Consider the following 21124-nt stretch of genomic DNA (forward strand, 5'->3'; position numbering starts at 1 on the left):
ATAATGAGGGTAAACGTTCAATTATCGCTTATAATAAGCCTCTTGCTTTAATTTCTAAATACTTATTAATGGTATTTATAGTTAATTTTTCGGGTGCAGTTAAAACGCTTTGTATGCCGTATTTTTTTAGCTCTTTAACCATTAATTTTTTTTCGTAAGAAAATTTTTCGGCTATCGTTTTATGGTAAATTGCCTGAAGATCTTCTGCGTGTTCAGAAATAATAGTGTCGAGTTCTGTGTTTTCAAACAAAACAACAACTAAGAGATGCTTTTTAGAGATGGCTTGTAAATAAGGAAGCTGACGTTTTAAGGCACTAATATGTTCGAAATTTGTATATAAAATAACTAAACTTCTATGCGTCACTTTGCGTTTTAATTGTGCATATAATAATCCGTAATCGCTATCATAATACTGTGTATTTATATTGTATAAGCGCTGTAAAATAACATTTAAATACGTTGGTTTTTGAGAGGCTGGCAAAAACGATTCTATGGTTTTCGAAAAAGTAAGCATCCCTACTTTATCGTGCTTTTTTAAGGCCACATTACTAAATGCAAGAGTTGAATTAATAGCGTAATCTAAAAGCTTTAGTCCGTTAAATGGCATTTTCATAACCCGACCGGTATCGATAATAGAGTAAATAGGTTGCGATTTTTCGTCTTGGTATTGATTCACCATTAATTGTCCGCGTTTTGCTGTCGCTTTCCAATTTACCGTTCTAAAATCATCGCCCTGAACGTAATCTTTAATTTGCTCAAATTCTGAAGTATTACCAATACGGCGTATTTTTTTTAGTCCAAATTCGGTAAGCTGATTGCTAATTGCTAAAAAATCGTATTTCTGCATTTGTACAAATGAGGGGTATACCGCAACCATCTGTTCATTTTGAAACTGATATTTGCGCTTTACTATTTTTAAACGTGAAGATACATACACGTTTAAATGGCCAAAATAGTATTCGCCACGTTCTACCGGGCGCACATCGTAATTAAAGTCTAAAGTCTGATTGGAATAAACCGATGCTTTATATGAGAAGTCTCTTTTTTGAAACTGTACAGGCAATTCGTCGATAACATCCAATTCTGTAGTAAACGGGTAACTGCTTGTTATTGTAATAGGGACTAAATTGATGTCGCTATTAGAAAACTTATCGGGTAACAATCGCGCTGCTTTTATGGCGTTGGTATAGCGGTAAAGAATAAACAAATCAACAGTAAATAAAATAGAGATAGTTAATACCAAAATCCAAGCAATAGGGTATAGAAAAGGAATCCAAAATGATAATAAAAAGCCTGCCGAAGCACTTGCCATATAGACAAAAAAGGCTTTGTGCAAGTATAATGATTTTATAAATTTCATTCGTTTTGTGGCTTCAGCTTTACAGCGCTTTATTATCTTGGGACTTCAACAGATTGCTCTATCATATCAATTACATTTTCTGTAATCATTCCTTCCATTTCGCGCTCTGGAGTTAAAATAATTCGGTGATTAAGTACTGGTTTTAGTGCTTTTTTTACATCTTCAGGAATTACAAAATCTCTTCCGTTAATGGCCGCAAATGCTTTTGCTGTATTTAAAATCGCCAGCGATGCTCGTGGTGAACCACCCAAATATAAATGCGGATGATTTCTCGTTTTATACACTAATTGAGCAATGTATTTTATAATTTTTTCTTCAACTAAAACAGCTTGAGTTTTCTGTTTGTATTCTTTTAAATGTGTTGTATCTAAAATAGCATTTATAAGCGTTTGTGGTTTTGTACCTTTGCGATCGTGATGCGTTTGTATAATTATAATTTCATCTTCTAACGACGGATAGTCCACTTTTATTTTAAACAAAAAACGGTCTAACTGAGCTTCAGGTAAAGCGTATGTCCCTTCTTGCTCGATTGGATTCTGAGTGGCTAATACCATAAAGGGTTCTTCAAAAAGATAAGTGGTGCCGTCGACAGTTGCTTGGCGTTCTTCCATCGTTTCAAATAAGGCTGCTTGCGTTTTTGCTGGCGCACGATTTATTTCATCTATTAAAACAATATTCGAGAAAATAGGGCCTTTTTTGAATTCGAATTCTGATGATTTCATATTTAAAATCGAAGTTCCTAAAACATCACTCGGCATTAAATCTGGCGTAAATTGTATCCTACTAAAATCTGTTTTTAAAACTTTAGCAAATAGCTTAGCGGTTACCGTTTTAGCAATTCCGGGTACGCCTTCAATTAGCACGTGGCCATCGGCAAGTAGGGCTACAATTAATAATTCTACAAAGGTATCTTGACCTACAATTACCTTTCTTAACTCGTCTTTTATATCGTCTACAGCACTTTTTAGTGTGTCTAATTGAAGTCTATCATTAAACTCTAAGTCTTGATTTTCCATTCGTTGTTGGATTTAAATAGTTCTATTGAAGTGTTTAATTTTTGTAACAGTTCAACGCTTGTTTTTTCTTGGTTGGCAATTGTTTCAATAGTATTAAAAAGCGCTTGCGTATCTTGTATTGTATTGTTGCTTCTTGCTGCCAAGTTAGTAATAAAAGTCTCGTTTATTGTGTTGGTGTCTAAATGTAAATGGGTACGAATGTACTCTAATAAGTGCTGGATTTTGTGCGTTGCAATATCATGGTTTTTACCATTTTCGTAATACATATTTGCAATGGTTCGCGTAAAATCTACAGTCTGATTACGTAACGGTTCTACCACAGGAATAGCACGTTGTTTACGTTTTCCTTCGAAAATAACATAAAATAGAACACCAATAAGCATAAGGTAATACGCCCATTTTAAGTGGTCGTTATTTAAGAATACATGCATGGGCGAGGTATTTACTTTTTTACCAGATTTATAATAATTGTCGTAATACAAAGGTTCTGTTGTATCCAAATAAGACATAATACCCGCGGTAAAATATTGATTAGGAGACTTTAAAATGAAATAATTTGTAAAGGCCTGCGGAAACAAACTTAATATAATTGTACCCTCTCCAAAGGACTGTTTAATGGTATTTGGATACTTTGGGTTATTAATAGTGGGGTTATCATTTGCATTATTTACAGAGGCAATAACTTGGGTTTGTAGGCAGTCAATTTTACTGAAATAATGTATAAAATTTGCTTTATCAAATATAAAGGCATCTGTGTTTTTATACAGTTTTTTATTGTTGAGGTACAACTGAAATGTATTCTCTATATTTTTAAAATTACTAATTACGTTTTGGTCTAAACCTAAGGTGTCTAAAATGTTTTCTCCAAATTGAGAAGACGCCACTACCAAGGTGTTTCCTTTCGCCGTCCATTCTAAAAGACTATGTAATTCGGCTTCATCAAAATTAATGGCACTGTTAGAAAAGAAGTAGGTGCCTTTAATTGTGTTGTTTTTAAGATATTCGTAAGGAGGGCGATCGACTTCTTTAAGGTTTTCGTTACCAATTATGCGCTCCAATTGATCGTGAAAGACATAGGTGCCAAACGGTATTTTATGATGCTTTGTATACGAAGGGAACCAATTTATTTCTTCCGGTTTTGAATACTCTGCACCCACTAGTAAAATAATAACTAGCGCTGTTAACCCAACATATATTTTGCCTTTTTTATCCAATGTGATGAATTGTTAGTTTACTTAATTGGCTAAAAGGTAATTTTAGACTTTCAAATTTTAAAGCATCAATAGTAAACGAGCCATACCACACATAATCGTAAATTTTAGTAATATGCTTAAAGTTTAGTTGGATCGTTTCATCTTCAATTTCATCGATATAATCGGCATTGGTTTTATCTTGCTCCCAAATAATAATCTTATGTTCAGAGAGTTCTTTTAGTGCTAAGAGGTAATTGTATCGAATCGCTAAGCGATAGTTTTTTTGATTGATAGCGTCGTTTATTAGCGCGTTGATATCTTCGTTTTTTATGATGTGCTCTTCATCTGCAAACGCAAATTCTGGCGCTTTTTGTTTTCCTTGAATAATTGATGTCGCATTTACCTTTAAGAAAAACTTTATGAGAAGAAATATAAGAATACCAAGAATAATATACGGAACAACATTAAATATAAATTTAACAATCCCAGAAGCCGCCGTGTTACCAAAAAGGGCATCCATAATTTGAAAAAGAGCGTTTCTTAACCATCGTTTTAATTTAACAAACCAATTATCGGCAGCTTTAAGTTCTGTATAATTGAAACTTTTATTCCCTTTATAGTCTTCAAGATCGGTTTCTGTAATCTGCTGTTTTTGAAAATAGGGCGTCTCTTTGTCGTAGACAGGATTATCTTGTCTTGCCAAAACGACCAAACTAAAAAGCAGGAATAGAAAAAGAAACTTTAAATGGGGCATTGGTTATTCAGTTTTTCCTAAGGAATCTATACGATCGAACGTTCCTGAAAAGTTTTTCTTTTCATTAATATTAAAGTAAATAAAAACTCCTGCAATAATTGAGATAAAATTCAGAAAGTATTTAAGCGCATACGATAATACGTTTAATATAATGTATACCGGATCTTGGAACATTGTTATTTGCGCTGCAGGGTCGCTCTCACCAGAGAATATTCCCATTTTTAATAAACTGTAAATTGCTGCCGGTACGCTAAAAATTGAACCGATAACACCAACGATAATCGCCACAACAACAATAGTTAAAAAGGAGATCCACCATTCGTTTTTAATAAAACTAAAACTGTTACTAAACGCATCAGTTACACTTTGGCTTTTAAATACCATTAATGAAAATGATAAACTTAAAGGGACCAGCATATAAACGCCTGGAATAACACAGAGAGCAAACCCAAAGCCGAGAACTATCCCGACTAAAACCCCTAATCCTACGAAATTCCAGAAACTGTTTTTTACGTCGTCTTTTACCTGACTAGTATTTACTACACCGCCATTTTCTACATACGATTTAATGTAGTATAACGCAGTAGAATGTGCTAAAACATAAGCAATAACACCTGTAATTATTAAAATAAGAACGGTGGAAAACATAGCGATTAAGGTTGGTGTTTCACCTGAAAAAAGCGTATCGTTAGTTATTAAATTTGACAAATCACCTACGGTGTAAAAGTAAAAGGCTAAAGCCGCAAACATTACCAATAAGTAAGGTAAAACTACTTGAAGAATTAATCCAAAGAAAGGCTTAAACTCGTTTCTAATAAAATTAAAAGTATCAGTTATTATTTGTCCTAAATCGCGTTGAGCTTTAAATTCAATGTATGGTTTCATAATTAAATAGGGGTGTGGTTAGTTTGGTTTAATTGTAGTGTTTCTTTTTTATATAATTGAATAGGGTAAATAACGTAGTAAAAAATAATAAGACCTAACGATGCGCTAATTATTAATAGCGCGAGCCAATCGGGCATTTCGGTATGTCGGGTAACAAAACCTTCTAAAAAGCCTGCAATAATAAAAAAGGGTATCGTACTCATTAATATTTTTAGTCCGTTTTTAATACCGCGTTTAAACGATTCTAAGCGGGTGTACGTTCCGGGAAAAAGCATTCCGTTTCCAACGACCAGCCCAGAGCATCCGGCCACAATAATAACCGATATCTCTATCGTACCATGAATCCATATTGTGCGTGCCGACTCCCAAAGCAACCCTTGCTCGAAAAAAAAGTATTGGAAACTACCCAGCATAATACCGTTTTGCATCATAATATACAGCGATCCAATACCTAAAAGAATACCGTAAGCAAAGGCAAAAAGGGCTACTTTTATATTGTTAAGCGTAATACCTAAAAACATATTAAATTCTCCTTGTTCTTTGTAAACGCCCATAGGGTCGCCTTTTTCTATGTTGTCTAACGTCATATTTACATAACCATCACCCAGAAAAGCACGTACAAAATCACCTTCGTTAGCCGCCGAAAAGGCACCAACAATTACAAATAAAGAAAACACTAAAAAAGCAATAAGCAGTTCGCGATGGTGTTGCTTAAAGAGTTGAGGACATTCTCTAGTGAAAAAAGTAATCAGTCTGTTTTTTGGTTCTTTTTTGGTTTTATAAATTTTTTGATGCGCTTTCGAAGCCAAATCATTTAGGTATAAAACAGTATTGCTATTGGGGTAAAATGTTTTAGCATAACTAAGATGGTCGGTAACTTCGATATACAAATTAGAAAGATGGTCTGGTTGAATAGTGATATTATTTGAAAGAACACTTTCAAATGTTAACCATTTATCCTTATTTTGCTTTACGAAAGCTGCTTCGCGCATTAATTGAAGTATTAGCTAACAAAGAAAAGAAAATATGAAGGAATTTCAAATAGAAACCGCTCAAAATGTAGCCATTCATCAAAATGCAGCCCCCCTGCTCGATCGTATGCTCGGTTATATCATAGATAGCTGCGTCATATTTTTTTACGGTTTTTCTGCAATACTACTTTTAAGGGCACTAGATTTCGATTTTAGAGATGCTTGGGCTATTTATTTATTAGTCACTTTACCTGCGTTTTTATATTATGTCCTGCTTGAAACGTTTTGGGATGGACTTACCATAGGTAAATTTGTAGTAAAAACGCGAGTGGTTAAATTAGACGGGTCGAAAGCGGGTTTCGGGAATTATTTTGTACGATGGATTTTAAGATTTGTAGATATCGTTTTAACTAGTGGCGCTTTGGCGGTAGTTACGATTTTAGTAAAAGGTAACGGACAACGATTGGGTGATATTGCTGCGGGAACGACGGTTGTTTCTGAAAAACGAAAAGTAAGCATTAACGATACTGTTTTAAAAGATATTGCACCCGATTATAGACCTAAATATGCGCAAGTGACGTTGTTTTCAGATTCAGAAATGCAAACCATTAAAAATTTGTACGAGCAAGCGATTAGGCAAAGGCAGCACAACGTTATTAATAAATTGTACGACCGGATTGTTACAGTGATGCAAATTGTACCTAGCGAAACACCAATAAATTTTATAAATACAGTAATTAAAGATTATAATTACTACACTCAAAACATGTAATGTTCTACATCATCGATATTTTAGGTACTATAGCTTTTTCAATCTCTGGAGTTTTAGTTGCATTAAATAAAAAAATGGATCCGTTCGGGATTTTCATTATTGCTTTCGTTACTGCCGTTGGTGGTGGTACTTTAAGAGATATTCTTTTAAATGAAACGCCTGTATTCTGGATGAAAGATATGACGTTTATTTATGTTGTAGCTTTTACGGCAAGTATAACGATTATCATTAAAAATAAAATTGATTATCTACGTACCTCATTATTTCTCTTCGATACTATTGGTATTGGATTGTACACCGTTGTAGGGGTAGAAAAAGGAATTAACGCCGGTTTACACCCTGTTATCTGTATTGCTTTAGGTACTATGTCGGCGTGTTTTGGAGGTGTTATTCGTGATATTTTGTGTAATGAAATCCCTATTATTTTTAGAAAAGAAATTTATGCTACGGCTTGTATTTTAGGAGGTATAGCTTACTTTTTATTATCTGAGTTGCCTATTAATGGCGATTTTGTCTTTGTTATTGCCGGTTGTGTTGTTATTTTTGTACGGCTTTTAGCGGTGAAATTTAAAATTAGTTTACCTAATATATACGGTGAGAAATAGTGAAGCGAGTTCTTTTCTGCGGAAGGCCTATAGGTATATTACATAGAATAGTAAACTATGTTACTTAATTTTAAATTGTTGCAGTATTAATTTTTGATATAAAAAAGACTTGCACTATCATCGATAATGCAAGTCTTTTTAGTTTATAATAAAAGAGATTGTTATTACTCTTCCTTTGAAACAGGGAAACCGCGATCTCTCATTAGTGCTTCAATTTTAGCATCTCTTCCTCTAAATTTTCTATACGCTTCAGCAGGATCCATTGCATTTCTAGGCGCAAATAAATACTTCACTAATTTATCAGAAAGTGCTTTGTCGTAAAAACCACCCGGCGCATTTTTAAACGCTTCTGCAGCATCGCTTGTTAGCACATCAGCCCACATATAACCGTAATAAGCAGTGGCATAGCCTTCACCAGAGAATACGTGTCCAAAATGCGGTGTTCTGTGACGCATTGGTAATTGCTTTGGCATATTTAATTCGGCTAAGGTTTGGCGTTCAAAATTATCAATATCAATAGTTTCAGGATCTGCTAAGTGTAATTTCATATCCATTAAAGCGGATGCTAAATACTCAGTAGTATCAAAACCTTGATTAAAGGTAGAGGCTTTCTTTATTTTTTCAACTAACGCTTCAGGAATAGATTCTCCTGTTTCATTGTGAACTAAGAAGGTGTTTATTACTTCGTCTGTAGATAACCAACGTTCTAATAATTGCGATTGAAATTCTGTATAATCTCTAACGCCACCATTTAATGTTGGATAGGCTACATTAGAAGAGAAAAAGTGTAGCGCGTGACCAAATTCGTGGAAAAACGTTTCGGCATCGTCCCAAGAAACAAGAACAGCTTCTCCCGGAGCAGGCTTTACAAAGTTAGAGTTGTTAGACGCGAGCACCGTTTCTTGTCCGTCGAAAGTAGTATGACTTCTATAAGTGGTCGCCCAAGCACCAGAGCGCTTTCCTTGTCTTGCAAACGGGTCTAAATACCAAAGGCCGACGTGTTTTCCTGTCGTTTTATCGGTAACTTCCCAGACATTTACGTCTTCGTGAAATACAGGAACGGTGCCTTCTTCAACCGGCTTAAAATCGTAATTAAATAAACGACCAGCAACATAAAATAAAGCGTCAGTAAGTTTATTTAGTTGTAAGTATTGTTTTACTTCCTCACTATCTAAATTATATTTTTCTTGACGCACTTTTTCAGCATAATAACGATAATCCCAAGGTTCTATAATAACAGCATCATTATTTTTCTTAGCAATCGCTTGCATATCGATAACCTCCTCGGCAACACGCGCAATAGCAGAAGGCCAAACGGCCATCATTAATTCCATAGCATTTTCAGGGTTTTTAGCCATACGGTCTTGTAAGCGCCATTGTGCGTAATTGTCGTAACCTAATAATTCAACACGCTCTCTTCGCAGTCTTAAAATCTGAGCAATCATCGTATTATTATCGAAAGCATCACCATTATCTCCACGAGAATAATAATTATCCCACACTTTTTCTCTTAAGTTTCTTTCGGTAGAGTAGGTAAGAAAAGGATCGACAGAGGATCGCGTATTGGTAATGGCATATTTTTTAGCCTTACCATTATCTTTAGCTATTTTCGCGGCAGATTTAACAAAGCCCTCAGACAAACCACCTAACTGATCTTTTTCTAAATAGGTAATATAATTTTCTTCATCGTTCAATACGTTGTTTGAAAAATCGGTGTAGAGTGTCGATAATTCTTTATTAATATCAGCATAACGTTTCTTTTTAGCGTCGTTTAATTCTGCACCATCCATTTCAAAACGTTTGTATATTAAATCTAATACACGTTGTTTTTCAGATTCTAAAGGTGTTTTTTCAGCCGCTTTATAAACTGTTTTTATACGTTGAAATAAAGCGTTGTTTTGATTGATTTTAGAGGTGTACTCAGATAATTTAGGAGCTAGCTCACCTTGAACCTCTCTAAATTCTGGAGAACTCATATTACTACTAAAAATACCGTAATAAGAAAAGACGCGATCTAATTCTTTGCCTGCGCGTTCTAAAGCTGCAATCGTGTTTTCGAAGGTAGGTGCTTCAGGATTATTTGCAATCGTCTCAATGTCTTTTAAACCCAAAGCCATACCAGTTTCCATAGCTTCTTTAACATCGCTTACTTTCATTTTATCGAATGCAGGGACACCATCGTAGGGGCCGGTCCATTCTTGTAATAATATGTTGTTACTCATTGCGTCACTTTTTATAACTAGTTTTTCAATATTTTCGGAGTCTTTCTTACAACTCGTTGCCGAGACTAAAAGACTAAGAACTACGGCTTTTACGTATGGTTTCATAGTGTGTTTTATAAGTTTTATTTTGGGGATAATATAAGAATTCTGCACTTTGAAACCTATTTTAAAATCACTACTTTTTTAATGTAAACATTGCGTATTGGCCAATCTCCACCATCGGTTTCTACAGCTGCAATTTTATCTACAACATCCATTCCGTCGGTTACTTTTCCAAATACGGTGTATTTTCCGTCCAAATGATGTTGGTTGCTTTGTGTAATAAAAAACTCGTAAGGTGAAGCTAATTTGTAAGCATTTTCAATTTCGCTACTAGGAATCGAAATCACGCCACGATAGTGTTTATGGCCGTGTCGCGTGTCTGGGGGTAACAAATAGCGACCAATACGGCCTCTTTTTTTTAGTACCTCTCTACTATCTGAGCTTCCGCCTTGAATGACAAAATCTTTTACAACACGATGAAATTGAGTACCGTCGAACACTTTGTTTTTTGTTAGAAAGATAAAATTAGCCCGATGGTATTGCGTGTTTTCGAATAACTGAATATCAATTGTTCCAAAATCGGTAACTATTCTTACTTTATTTTCTGGGTTTTCTATTTCGTATTCCGCAAAAAAGGCCATTGCATTATCGTCATTTAATGGCAAGAATGTTTCTTCTAAAGTTAACACGCTGTCTTGTTTTACTTTAGGCGTTTTAGTTATAACACTATCGTTTTTTGTTATGGAGTTGCTAATTTTTTTTCGTTTAGTTTTTTTATCTTCACAATTAAAGAAGACTAAAAAAGAAACGAGAAGCAATAAATATCTCATAGGTTGAGGTTTTTTGTAATTAATTGCCAAAAAAGGCTTGTGTGTTATGGATTTTAATGAGTTTTTAAAACTAAGTGCAAAAATAGAAAATTTACCAGTTCCAGCCGAACCATCGCAGTTTAAAATGTCTCCGCCGTATCGCGGGCATTTAGTGAAAACGCAAAAAGAGCTTATTAAAAATGCTAGAAAGTCGGCAGTAATGGCACTTTTTTATCCTAATGCTAATAATGAAACAGAATTTGTTTTAATCTTACGGAAAACGTATAAAGGGGTGCATTCGGCGCAAATAGGTTTCCCTGGTGGTAAACTAGAAGCCAATGAAACCGATGCGCAAGCCGCTTTACGAGAAACAGAAGAAGAAATTGGAGTAGCGCAACACCATATTGAAATCGTAAAAGAAATGACGTCATTATATATACCTCCTAGTAACTTTTTTGTACAACCGTTTATAGGGCTATTAAAAACAACGCCCAATTTTATAAAAGAAGATCGTGAAGTAGAGGCTATTTTGAAGGTTAAATTAATAGATTTTTTTAATGAAGATAATGTAGTAACTAAAAACGTGTCAACTGCTTACGATGCCATAGTGGCTGTTCCGGCTTATAAATTAAACAACTTTTTTGTTTGGGGCGCTACAGCAATGATGCTAAGTGAGGTAAAAGACTTGTTAAAGACTGCTATTAAATAGCCGTGATTTTTTATCTTTGTCTCTTATATAACAACTAAAAATAACTATGGGTTTATTAGATAAAAATCCTTTTGGCCACAACTTATTCGTTAAAAAATGGTTGATTAGAATTCTTGGAGTGCTTTCTCATAGGCGCTTTAGAGGGTATAACGAATTACAGATTGAAGGCTCTGAAATTATAAAAAACTTACCAGAAACTAACGTGTTATTTATATCAAATCACCAAACGTATTTTGCAGATGTGGTTTCTATGTTTCACGTGTTTAATGCGAGTTTAAGTGGTAGAGACGATTCTATAAAAAATGTAGGCTACCTATGGGAGCCTAAATTGAATATGTATTACGTCGCTGCCAAAGAAACGATGAGTTCTGGATTATTGCCTAAAATTATGGCGTACGTAGGATCGATTAGTATTGAGCGTACGTGGAGAAGTGAAGGTAAAAATATTAACAGACAGGTTAAAATGAGTGATATTTCGGCGATAAGAAAAGCGCTTGACGATGGCTGGGTAATAACATTTCCGCAAGGAACCACCACTCCTTTTAAACCGATAAGAAAAGGAACGGCACACATTATAAAACGCTACAAACCCATTGTTGTGCCAATTGTAATTGATGGTTTTAGACGCTCGTTTGATAAAAAAGGACTGCGTATTAAGAAGAAAAACGTTTATCAAACTTTCGAAATTAAAAAACCTTTGGATATTGATTATGAAAATGAAAGTATTGATTCCATCGTTGAAAAAATAGAATATGCCATAGAGCAGCATCCTTCATTTTTAAAGGTTATTCCCCAAAAGGAGTTATTAGCCCAAGAAGAGCTTAATAAACAACGCGAATGGTTGGATACTTAAGTGTGTAATTTTTAAATAACTGACTATCATTTAGATATAAAAAACTCCTGATTTCAATATGATGACATCAGGAGTTTTTTATTTTAAGTCGTTTAAAGGTGGTGAAAAATAAATTATATAGTTACATCTCTAATTTCTTAAGTTCTAAGTAATTTTTATTTAATCTTTTAAGTAAGATACCATAAATGAGTTTATAGAATAACCAGAAAATGAGAACGCATATTCCCGTTAATACAAACGTGATGAGGTAAAATACAATAGTTTGAGACGTGGTAAAATGAATAATTTTATCATGGAGTTCAGAATCGTTTTGAGACGTAAAATACAAACTTATTGGTACGCTTAAAAATATCATGGAGAGGTTGTAAATTACATAGTACTTAACAATTTTTTGAGTCTTTAAAATGCTCGCCATTAATTGTTTCGTATTGTCTGTAATAGATATATTTTTATAAGCTTTATATAGTAAGTAAACAAAAACAATAACTACACTAAAAGTGACTACAGAAAGCAAAACTATAGCCAAGTTATTGCCATAAATTTGATCTAATTCTTTTAAGTAGCTTGAAGAAAGCATTGGTAGGAAATTAATTAAGATCCAAAACACAAGCTCTGCAATACTGATATAAAAAAGTGTTTTCACTATAGAAGACGACTTTTTTAATAACATCGGATATAACTGCTTCGCCGATAATTTCTGATCGCTATCGGTAGTTGTTTTCCAGTGTTTTTTTAATAATTCTAGCTCATCCATACGTTACGGATTTAAAATAGTTTTTAATTTGGTTTTTACTCGGTTCATTTTCACTCTGGCATTCACCTCGCTAATTCCTAAAGTGTCACTTATTTCTTTATAATTCTTATCTTCTAAATATAAAAACACTAGCGCCTTATTAATGTCATCAAGCTGGTATACGGCTTCGTAGAGTAATTTTAATTGTTGTTCTTCGGTATTGTCGTAATCCTCTGCTTTAATTTTAAATTGTACGGCATCAAATTCTTGCGTTTTTACGCGGCGTTTAGATTTCCGGTATAACGTAATTGCTGTATTTAAACCCACGCGATACATCCAAGTACTAAATTTGGAATCCCCACGAAATTTGGGGTATGCTTTCCAAAGTTGTATGGTGATTTCCTGGAATAAATCGTTATGGGCATCGTAATTATTCGTGTACAAGCGGCAAACTTTATGCACAATATTCTGATGCTCCTCCAGCAATTCTATAAAACTATGTTCAAGTTCTTTATTCAATGTGTTTCGTTAGGTATTGTATAAGTAGTGTAAAGGTATGAATTGTTACAAAACATAAATTAATATTAAATAAAAAGTATAAACAATTGCGCTTCTGTATCTTTGCGCAAAAATAGAAGTCAATATATATTATGAATATTCCAGAAACAAGCTTACCTAGAATTGTTATTGTTGGTGGAGGTTTTGCCGGTATTAGTATCGCAAAATCACTGGCAAATAAAAATGTTCAAGTTGTTATGTTCGACAAGAATAACTACCATACATTTCAGCCACTGCTATATCAAGTGTCTTCGGCAAGTTTGGAGCCTGACGCTATTGCCTATCCGCTTCGGAAAATCATAAAAAAAAATGACAAAGCTTTTTTTAGGTTAGCCGATGTAGCACAAATTCATCCTGAAAAAAAAGAGATTGAAACGAGCATAGGTAATTTAAAATACGATTATTTAATTTTGGCGACAGGAACACGCACTAACTATTTTGGGAATAAAGAGGTTGAAAAACACAGTATGCCAATGAAGCAGGTGCCACAAGCTTTAAACATAAGGAGTTTAATTCTTCAGAATTTTGAAAAAGCGGCCATTACCACATCTAAACAAGAGCGTTTGGCACTTTTAAATTTTGTAATTGTTGGTGGTGGACCAACGGGTGTGGAACTAGCAGGAGCTATTGCAGAATTAAAAAATCATATTTTACCTCGCGATTATAAGGATTTAGATGCTAGTGCAATGGAAATTCACCTGCTGGAAGGCGCAGACCGCGTATTGCCACCTATGAGTGAGCACGCGTCTGAAAAAGCTGAATACTTCTTAAAAAAATTAGGGGTAAATGTGCATTGTAATACAATTGTTAGTAATTATGACGGTAAAACCGTAACAACCAATTCAGATCTGTTTTTAGAATCGGAAACCTTAATTTGGGCAGCGGGAGTTACCGGTAAACCCGTAGAAGGTCTTAGAGCCGATGCTTTAATAGAGCGCGCTAACCGCTATAAAGTAGACGAATACAATCAAGTTATTGGTTACGATTCTATTTTTGCTTTAGGTGATATTGCGTCTATGGCAACAGAAGCTTTTCCTAAAGGACACCCGCAATTAGCACAACCTGCTATGCAGCAAGGGAAATTGCTGGGTGAAAATATTATAAAATTAATTGACGGTAAACCCTTAAAGAAATTTGTTTATAAAGACAGAGGTTCGATGGCAACAGTGGGTAGAAATAAAGCGGTTGTAGATTTGAAACATTATAAGTTTGCCGGATTTTTCGCCTGGTTTGTATGGATGTTTGTGCACTTAATGTCTCTAGTAGGTTTTAGAAATAAAGTGATAGTGTTTTTTAATTGGACCTATAATTATATTAATTTCGATAAAGCTTCGCGACTTATTATTCGTCCATATACTAAAAAATAAAATGCTTAAAATCGCTTTTTTAAGCCCAAAACAATTAGTAATTGAGCTAAAGCGTAAGTAAACATGATACTAAAATTGAAATAAGGGACGGGCAAATAAAATTTGTTAATTGCCAAAATACTATCTGAAATTATAAAAAATAGTGCGCCTAAAAACACGAGTTTAAAGCTAGTGTTGGGCGAATTTCCTTTTCTTAAATACGCGGTAATGCCCATTAATAGAATCACCGACATATAAACAAGTACAGGAATTAGTAGCTCTCCCAATCCTGGTTTTAAGAGAACAAACAATCCAATAGCATACACAACAAATAGAGCTATAATACGATAAGGCTTTAATGCCTTATTACGATGTTTTAAAAATACGATACAGTACAAAGTGTGTGTTATTAAAAAAGCGAGCAAACCGCCCATAAAGAAAAACTCCGACTTAAATACAAAGAGTAATAAAACATCGCCTAATAAAGAAAAAGCTAAGGCTAATAGCGTTAATCGTCTCCACGCAACCTTTTGCTGTTTTGTTGTATTTAAGAAGTACAGAATAAGTACACTTACAATAAGTGGTTTCGATATAAAATGCAAAGTACTAAGACCATCACTGTTTGCTATTAGTGTTTCAAAAATTACAAGACTCGCAAAAACAAATAGAAAAGAGGCTGTTTTTATAGGCTTCATAAATTATACTATATATCTTTTTACTTTAAAGATACGTCTTAATGCAAAACCACAACGAAATCTTTTATTCCCACAAGAATGCTTTGTATAGCGTAAGCCGAAAGAATTAAACCCATAACTTTACTAATAACGGTAATTCCGTATTCACCAATTTTTTGTGGAACGCTATTCGCGGCTAATAATAAAAATAGTGTTATAACAATTACAACGGGTACTAATACAGCAGTTGTAGCTTGTTGCTGCACAGAGTATAAATGATTGTCGGTTAAAAGCACAATGACTATTATTGCTGTTGGCGACGCTATTGATGGTATGGCAACGGAGAAAATAGTAATCTGTTTATAATCGTTTATGATTTGTTTTTAGCGCCTAGTTTTCCATCCTCAAATATCATTGTTAAGGCAAATAGAAATAAAATGACACCACCAGAAATTTGAAAAGCATCTAGCGACACTTCCATCCCCTACAAAATTAGTTGTCCGATAATGATAAAAAAGAGCAAGATAAAGAAAGCTACAATAGAGACCCTAATAGCTGTTTTAGTTTTGTGTTTTTAATCGAATTGCGTGTTAGCTTCCAAACATACAGTTACCGAGCTCAACGGATCTATAACAGCAATTAAAAAAGAGATAGTAGTATGTATGTATGTATGTATGTATGTATGTATGTATGTATGTATGTATGTATGTATGTATGTATGTATGTATGTATGTATGTATGTATGTATGTATGTATGTATGTATGTATGTATGTATGTATGTCCTTGGTTAATAGAATAAATTAAGCCCTAATACAAAATATTAGGGCTTAAAAGGTGGGGGAAATAATTATTTTATGGATAAAGAAATTAAATCTTTCCATTTTTTAGTTAAATCAACTTCTCCGTTTAATTGATAGTTTTCTTTAGAGTTATAGATTTTTAACGTCTCTACCGTTCCATTTTTATCTATTGGATGCAGTACTAAGTTTAAGTTTTCTATGTCGCCTTGTTTGTTTCTAGTGTTATTTTGTCTTACCTCTAAAACTTCGCAATCTAAAAACTGACTTAAATTAACGTGTTTCGATATGTTTTCTAAAACCGTGTTTTTATAATAAAATAAGGTTTTAGTTGCTTGGTCTAAACCAATGGCAAAATCACTAGTTACGTCGTATTTTGTAAGTTTGCAATTTTGCTGATTAGATAAAGTTTTTAAAGACTTTAAAAGCAATTGCTCTTTGTTTCTCTTTTTTAATTGCATTAAAGTTAAGGGTACTATAATTAATAATAATAGTGTAGCAGATATAATAGTCATTCCTAATTCCATAATAAATTTTTTAATTATTTTGATAGCGTTATGCGCACTTTGTGAGTATTACAAAGTCCGTTTAAAAGTTTTGCCACTACAGGGCGCCGAAATAATTAAAAGGGGTTTACCAGAAGGAATGAAACGGGTAAATAATATCAATAGTTAAAAAATTAAGGTTTAAATTTTTTAAAAACTGAATGTATTTAGAATACGCTATTACAAATAAATGCTTGCTACTAGCGGCAATCGCCTTTCCAGTGTCAAGATGTTTTATAAATATTACAGGTGTATTGGTGGTAAGTTGTTCTACAATAATGCGATCAAATTCTTTGGTATGTACAGAAAAAGAAGCGGTAGTGATAGCACCTTTGTCAGATGCCGATTTTAAAGTTTTTGAAACCTCTTCGTTGTGTAAAGACACTATAGTTGCGCTCGCATTAACTGTTGGTAAACAGAATGCCAATAAAAATAAGAGGCTTAATATTTTGAATGTTATTTTCACATTTCAAAGTTAAAGCATTAATAGTATAGAATGGTAAATAATTAACATTTCGAAAACAAAAAATAATGTTAATTATTTTAATAGAAAAGAACGTTTATGGTTTACGTTGAAGCGAAAGAATTTTTAGAAATTATAATTTTTTAGAGACCGAAGTACAAATGAAGCACCAAAAGTAAACTGAAGTTTTTAAATTTTAAGGCCTTGTGTGGTAAATGAAATTCCTTGTTGACTAGAGGTTGAAATCATAACGGCTTCAAAAAACGGATCGTGTATTCCTTCAGAAATACTCCAATCGAAAACAAAATTAGCGCCCGAACCCCCTTCTTTATCGCGTTCGTCTATAATAATCTCTATAGTTTCTAAAGGTTTTATAAACACTGTTTTGCTAAAATAGGTTCTAATCAGTTCCCCGTGTGTGTTAAAGTATTCAGCTTTATTGATATAGATTGTGTCGTTAGGATTTATGTTTCTTATGCTTACGGTTGCAGTTAAACCCTGTGTGCGGTGCTCGGTTAAACCATAAATTTCAGAATAGACAGATAAATACGTTTTACCGGTAACCAGAGCATTGCTTTTTGGAAGTAAAATGGTTCTTTTATTCCAGTTAATAGGATTAATAGAACTGACTTCTGCTTTGCCATTACAAGCAACAAGTACAAAGCAAACACTTAATAACAGTAGAAAATTCTTCATTTTATTTTTTTTGTAAAATACAAAATTACGAGGTACTAAGAATAAGAAACTATCTTTAAAAGTACTCAATTGTTTTAAGAGCTCTTAAAGGGCTTCAATAGTGGGTTATATTTATAAAATGATTCAACTAACGACGTTCTATTGTATAGTAAGTTACAGCCACAATCAACCGGGCGCTAATTCGGCTTAAAAAGAGAAAAAATTAAACTGCTTTTCCTTCTTGTCTCCAAAACAGTAAGCCCACAACACTACCCAACGCCATAGAAATGGCATAGCGGTAAATGCCGTAATAGTGGTCTTCCATAAAATCTGTAACTAATTCGCCAATATTAAATACGATAATAATAAGTGCAAATGCCACCAAAATAATGGTACCAACGGTGGGGCTCACTAATTTTAATCGGCGAGTGGTAAAAAAAAGATTTGCAGCTATGGCGCCCCAAAAATAAGTAAGGACAAAAAAACCGTTATCGGTATTGTTTTTAATAATACTGCTTATGGTGTTATTGTCTATAGAATCGACAGCCAAATAAACATCTAAAGCAATTAAAAGAACAAACATTGCTATTAATACGTACTGTATTCGCTTAATAAGATGTGTGTTGTTTAAAAATTGTTTTAGGTGCTGTATCATAAATTCAGGTATTAAAACCAAGGTAAATCTACGTTTGGTAAGTGGCGTTGCGACCAAATAAAATGACCGTAAAGGATACCCGTAAGGAGTAAAATGAGTTGATAACGACGTTTTAAAATGTACTTAGGATTTAATCGTTTTCCTATTATAATCATAATAATAACGATTACAACGAGTAGTACAACGGGGAGCCACCAGTTATCTCCAAATAGTGGCAAGCGTGAACCTAGAAAGAAATGCCCTCCCAAAACACCCCAAAAAAAAGTGGTAAAAAAATACTTATTGTATGCCCAGTTTTTAAGAATAACATTTACAGTATCGTTTTTTGTGCGATTAAAATTTAAAACAATATTGAGTACGATTAAACAACCTATTATTCCTATTACAATATGTTCTACGGTTTTAACGGTGATCATGAAAATAGCGTTTACACGGTATAAGTTACTCATTTTTTTAAAATAGAATGTAAAAATGCAGTTGAGAAGTGAAAAATTACAGTTCGGTAAACCCTTTTTTAAAAATCGCGTAAGCTGAGTGATATTTGCTTCAACCTTTAACACCACATACTATGTTTAAAATCGGAGTACTCATCTCAATTTTTGCCGTGACCCAAGTGTCTACAGACAAAAATAAACCAATAGAAGTAAAAAAAGTAGAAATTAATAAAAAAGAAGCGCCTAAAATAGCACTTTTGTATTCGGTTAAAAATACGACTTTCTGTTTTGGAAAGTAACACGAAAATGATTAACAAATAAGTTAACTAATCTACCAAATTAGCTTTTGCTAACTTTAGAATTGAATGATGCTAAACAAATTAAAAAGAAAACCAATGAATAGCCACTTTAAAAATATAATAATCACATTCGCTATTGGCTGTTTAGTATTTATACTCGGTAACTTGTTTTTTGGCGATTTTAATTATAAAAGTTCAGACGCGTTTTTAATCAGTTTTGGGTTTTATCAACTGTACGCTTTTATTTTAGCCTTCTCGAATATGTTTTATTTCGCCTATTTAGAGCGGTTAGAGTGGCAGAAGAAAAACGGTGTAAAGCGCATTATAATTGGCACGTTAGGTTCTACGCTATTAACCTTAATAGGTTTGTTTTTATTGCGTTTCTTCACGTCGGTTATTTATGTAGGCAATAGTTTTTCTTATTTTATTAGTCACGAATCGATTATGGATTACCAATTTGGATTATGGATTACAATGAGTATTGTTATTGTCTTTCATTTCGTGTATTTCTACAACCGTAAGCAAAAGCAAAAAATTAAAGAACAAAAAGTAATTGCAGGTACGGCGAGTGCTAAGTTTAATGCTTTAAAAAATCAATTAGATCCGCATTTTCTGTTTAATAGCTTAAATGTTTTAGCAAGTTTAATCGATGAAAACCCCGAAAACGCACAGAAATTTACGACTAGTTTATCTAAAATATACAGGTATGTGCTCGAGCAGAAAAACAAAGATTTAGTGTTGGTAGACCAAGAGCTCAAGTTTGCAAAAACGTATATGTCGCTGTTAAAAATGCGATTTGAAGACAGTTTAGTGTTTTCTATGCCAGAGCACGCTAAGAATCCAGAAAGTAAGGTGGTGCCTTTATCGTTACAATTATTATTAGAAAATGCGGTGAAACACAACATTGTAACTAGTAACAAACCGTTGCATATTACTATTTACGAAGACAACGGTTTGTTGGTGGTCCAAAACAATTTGCAAATAAAACGAGTGGTAAAAAGTAACAGTAGCGGTGTTGGTTTAAGTAATATAAAACAACGTTACGCTTTATTAACAAACAAAAAAATAAGCATTACGGAAAGTGAAAACACGTTTAAAGTGGCCTTACCAATGCTTACAAAACAACTCTCTATTATGAAAACAAACTATAAAATAAACGAGCAAGACGCTTATTACCAAGCAAAAAAGCATGTTGACGAAATAAAAGGGTTTTACGGCAATCTTATAGCTTATTGTATTATTATTCCGGTAATCATTTTTATTAATTACAAAACCTCTTGGGAGCAGCACAAATGGTTTTTCTACCCAATGTTGGGTTGGGGAATGGGACTTATTTTTCACGGATTTGGGGTGTTTGGTTTTGGGAAAAATTGGGAAGAGAAAAAAATAAAAGAAATTTTGGACAAAGAACAACATACTAAACACTGGAATTAAAATGGAAAATCGAAACTTAGAACAGGAGCGCTACCAAAGAGCAGCAAAACGCGTTAAACAAATAAAAGGGTTTTACACACACGCGTTAGTTTATACCGTAATTAATTTAATGATTGTGGTGATCAATATTCAGAATTTAGACGTCGGAGAAAGCTATTTCCAGTGGCATAATTTCACCACTTTATTTTTCTGGGGATTAGGGTTACTAGCTCATGGATTAAGTGTTTTTGTACCCACCTTTGTTATGGGGAAAGACTGGGAAGAACGCAAAATACGCGAGTATATGGAGAAAACTAAAAGTAATCGTTGGGATTAATTT

At 33.7% G+C, this 21124-nt stretch carries 26 protein-coding genes; 8 read left to right on the plus strand and 18 right to left on the minus strand.

The window, feature by feature from the left end; all coding sequences use genetic code 11:
• Positions 1 to 28: 28 nt before the first annotated feature.
• The 6 genes from ES677_RS00195 to ES677_RS00220 are packed head-to-tail and all read right to left on the minus strand — an operon-like array spanning position 29 to position 6200.
• Positions 29 to 1360, minus strand: coding sequence for a DUF58 domain-containing protein (locus tag ES677_RS00195; RefSeq protein WP_148380090.1), 1332 nt, complete (start codon positions 1358 to 1360; stop codon positions 29 to 31).
• A gap of 32 nt (positions 1361 to 1392) precedes the next feature.
• Positions 1393 to 2376 (minus strand): AAA family ATPase, encoded by a 984-nt coding sequence (locus tag ES677_RS00200; protein ID WP_148368774.1) that lies wholly within the window; start codon positions 2374 to 2376, stop codon positions 1393 to 1395.
• Positions 2358 to 3590: a DUF4350 domain-containing protein gene (locus ES677_RS00205; protein WP_148380091.1), complete on the minus strand. Its 1233-nt coding sequence runs from the start codon at positions 3588 to 3590 to the stop codon at positions 2358 to 2360. Before ES677_RS00205 ends, ES677_RS00200 begins: the two co-directional genes overlap by 19 nt.
• Complete coding sequence (locus ES677_RS00210; protein ID WP_246124299.1) at positions 3583 to 4323, minus strand: DUF4129 domain-containing protein; 741 nt, start codon at positions 4321 to 4323, stop codon at positions 3583 to 3585. Before ES677_RS00210 ends, ES677_RS00205 begins: the two co-directional genes overlap by 8 nt.
• A 3-nt stretch (positions 4324 to 4326) precedes the next feature.
• On the minus strand, positions 4327 to 5208 hold the full coding sequence (locus ES677_RS00215) for a hypothetical protein (RefSeq protein ID WP_148368772.1): 882 nt from the start codon (positions 5206 to 5208) through the stop codon (positions 4327 to 4329).
• Positions 5209 to 5210: 2 nt separating this feature from the next.
• Complete coding sequence (locus ES677_RS00220; RefSeq protein WP_148380092.1) at positions 5211 to 6200, minus strand: stage II sporulation protein M; 990 nt, start codon at positions 6198 to 6200, stop codon at positions 5211 to 5213.
• A gap of 34 nt (positions 6201 to 6234) precedes the next feature.
• On the opposite strand from ES677_RS00220, the gene ES677_RS00225 reads away from it, so the two are divergent.
• Together ES677_RS00225 and ES677_RS00230 are read left to right on the plus strand one after the other, a co-directional pair.
• Positions 6235 to 6951, plus strand: coding sequence for an RDD family protein (locus ES677_RS00225; RefSeq protein WP_148368770.1), 717 nt, complete (start codon positions 6235 to 6237; stop codon positions 6949 to 6951).
• Positions 6951 to 7556: a trimeric intracellular cation channel family protein gene (locus ES677_RS00230; RefSeq protein ID WP_148368769.1), complete on the plus strand. Its 606-nt coding sequence runs from the start codon at positions 6951 to 6953 to the stop codon at positions 7554 to 7556. Before ES677_RS00225 ends, ES677_RS00230 begins: the two co-directional genes overlap by 1 nt.
• Positions 7557 to 7720: 164 nt before the next feature.
• Here the strand turns inward: ES677_RS00230 and ES677_RS00235 are convergent, their stop codons facing one another.
• Together ES677_RS00235 and ES677_RS00240 are read right to left on the minus strand one after the other, a co-directional pair.
• The gene (locus ES677_RS00235) at positions 7721 to 9883 is read right to left on the minus strand and encodes a M3 family metallopeptidase (RefSeq protein ID WP_148380093.1); all 2163 of its coding nucleotides are present in this window, start codon (positions 9881 to 9883) and stop codon (positions 7721 to 7723) included.
• 56 nt (positions 9884 to 9939) lie between these two features.
• Positions 9940 to 10650 (minus strand): peptidylprolyl isomerase, encoded by a 711-nt coding sequence (locus ES677_RS00240; RefSeq protein WP_148380094.1) that lies wholly within the window; start codon positions 10648 to 10650, stop codon positions 9940 to 9942.
• Between the two features lie 46 nt (positions 10651 to 10696).
• Between ES677_RS00240 and ES677_RS00245 the strand changes: the two genes are divergently transcribed.
• Together ES677_RS00245 and ES677_RS00250 are read left to right on the plus strand one after the other, a co-directional pair.
• Entirely contained in the window at positions 10697 to 11338 is a 642-nt protein-coding gene (locus ES677_RS00245; RefSeq protein WP_148368766.1) for an NUDIX hydrolase, read from the plus strand.
• A gap of 46 nt (positions 11339 to 11384) precedes the next feature.
• Entirely contained in the window at positions 11385 to 12191 is an 807-nt protein-coding gene (locus ES677_RS00250; protein WP_148368765.1) for a lysophospholipid acyltransferase family protein, read from the plus strand.
• 121 nt (positions 12192 to 12312) lie between these two features.
• Here ES677_RS00250 and ES677_RS00255 read toward each other — a convergent pair whose 3' ends face one another.
• Positions 12313 to 12945, minus strand: a complete 633-nt coding sequence (locus ES677_RS00255; RefSeq protein ID WP_148380095.1) for a hypothetical protein — start codon at positions 12943 to 12945, stop codon at positions 12313 to 12315.
• Positions 12946 to 12948: 3 nt separating this feature from the next.
• Positions 12949 to 13443 (minus strand): RNA polymerase sigma factor, encoded by a 495-nt coding sequence (locus ES677_RS00260; RefSeq protein ID WP_148368763.1) that lies wholly within the window; start codon positions 13441 to 13443, stop codon positions 12949 to 12951.
• 131 nt (positions 13444 to 13574) lie between these two features.
• Between ES677_RS00260 and ES677_RS00265 the strand changes: the two genes are divergently transcribed.
• Positions 13575 to 14849, plus strand: coding sequence for an NAD(P)/FAD-dependent oxidoreductase (locus ES677_RS00265; protein WP_148380096.1), 1275 nt, complete (start codon positions 13575 to 13577; stop codon positions 14847 to 14849).
• Between the two features lie 5 nt (positions 14850 to 14854).
• Here the strand turns inward: ES677_RS00265 and ES677_RS00270 are convergent, their stop codons facing one another.
• From ES677_RS00270 to ES677_RS00300, 8 genes are all read right to left on the minus strand, one after another.
• Positions 14855 to 15523, minus strand: a complete 669-nt coding sequence (locus tag ES677_RS00270) for a lysoplasmalogenase (RefSeq protein ID WP_148380097.1) — start codon at positions 15521 to 15523, stop codon at positions 14855 to 14857.
• A gap of 38 nt (positions 15524 to 15561) precedes the next feature.
• Entirely contained in the window at positions 15562 to 15879 is a 318-nt protein-coding gene (locus ES677_RS15825; protein WP_317130597.1) for a MarC family protein, read from the minus strand.
• Positions 15873 to 15983: a MarC family protein gene (locus ES677_RS15830; protein WP_317130594.1), complete on the minus strand. Its 111-nt coding sequence runs from the start codon at positions 15981 to 15983 to the stop codon at positions 15873 to 15875. Before ES677_RS15830 ends, ES677_RS15825 begins: the two co-directional genes overlap by 7 nt.
• A 367-nt stretch (positions 15984 to 16350) precedes the next feature.
• Positions 16351 to 16827, minus strand: a complete 477-nt coding sequence (locus ES677_RS00280) for a hypothetical protein (RefSeq protein ID WP_148368760.1) — start codon at positions 16825 to 16827, stop codon at positions 16351 to 16353.
• A 106-nt stretch (positions 16828 to 16933) separates the two neighbouring features.
• The gene (locus tag ES677_RS00285; RefSeq protein WP_148368759.1) at positions 16934 to 17311 is read right to left on the minus strand and encodes a hypothetical protein; all 378 of its coding nucleotides are present in this window, start codon (positions 17309 to 17311) and stop codon (positions 16934 to 16936) included.
• A gap of 186 nt (positions 17312 to 17497) precedes the next feature.
• Positions 17498 to 18004 (minus strand): DUF3124 domain-containing protein, encoded by a 507-nt coding sequence (locus tag ES677_RS00290; RefSeq protein ID WP_148368758.1) that lies wholly within the window; start codon positions 18002 to 18004, stop codon positions 17498 to 17500.
• 202 nt (positions 18005 to 18206) lie between these two features.
• Entirely contained in the window at positions 18207 to 18638 is a 432-nt protein-coding gene (locus tag ES677_RS00295) for a hypothetical protein (protein ID WP_148368757.1), read from the minus strand.
• Between the two features lie 11 nt (positions 18639 to 18649).
• Entirely contained in the window at positions 18650 to 19087 is a 438-nt protein-coding gene (locus tag ES677_RS00300; RefSeq protein WP_148368756.1) for a hypothetical protein, read from the minus strand.
• Positions 19088 to 19206: 119 nt separating this feature from the next.
• Between ES677_RS00300 and ES677_RS15230 the strand changes: the two genes are divergently transcribed.
• The 3 genes from ES677_RS15230 (at position 19207) to ES677_RS00310 (ending at position 21121) form a co-directional block, all read left to right on the plus strand.
• Entirely contained in the window at positions 19207 to 19371 is a 165-nt protein-coding gene (locus tag ES677_RS15230; RefSeq protein ID WP_170234421.1) for a hypothetical protein, read from the plus strand.
• A 96-nt stretch (positions 19372 to 19467) separates the two neighbouring features.
• Positions 19468 to 20805 carry a 2TM domain-containing protein gene (locus ES677_RS00305; RefSeq protein ID WP_148380279.1) on the plus strand — a complete coding sequence of 446 codons (1338 nt, stop codon included), beginning with the start codon at positions 19468 to 19470 and terminating at the stop codon, positions 20803 to 20805.
• Position 20806: 1 nt separating this feature from the next.
• A complete protein-coding gene (locus ES677_RS00310) occupies positions 20807 to 21121 on the plus strand; it encodes a 2TM domain-containing protein (protein ID WP_148368754.1) in 315 nt (104 codons plus the stop codon).
• Positions 21122 to 21124 lie beyond the last annotated feature (3 nt).

This window comes from Bizionia gelidisalsuginis (assembly GCF_008086185.1).
Lineage (GTDB): Bacteria > Bacteroidota > Bacteroidia > Flavobacteriales > Flavobacteriaceae > Bizionia > Bizionia saleffrena.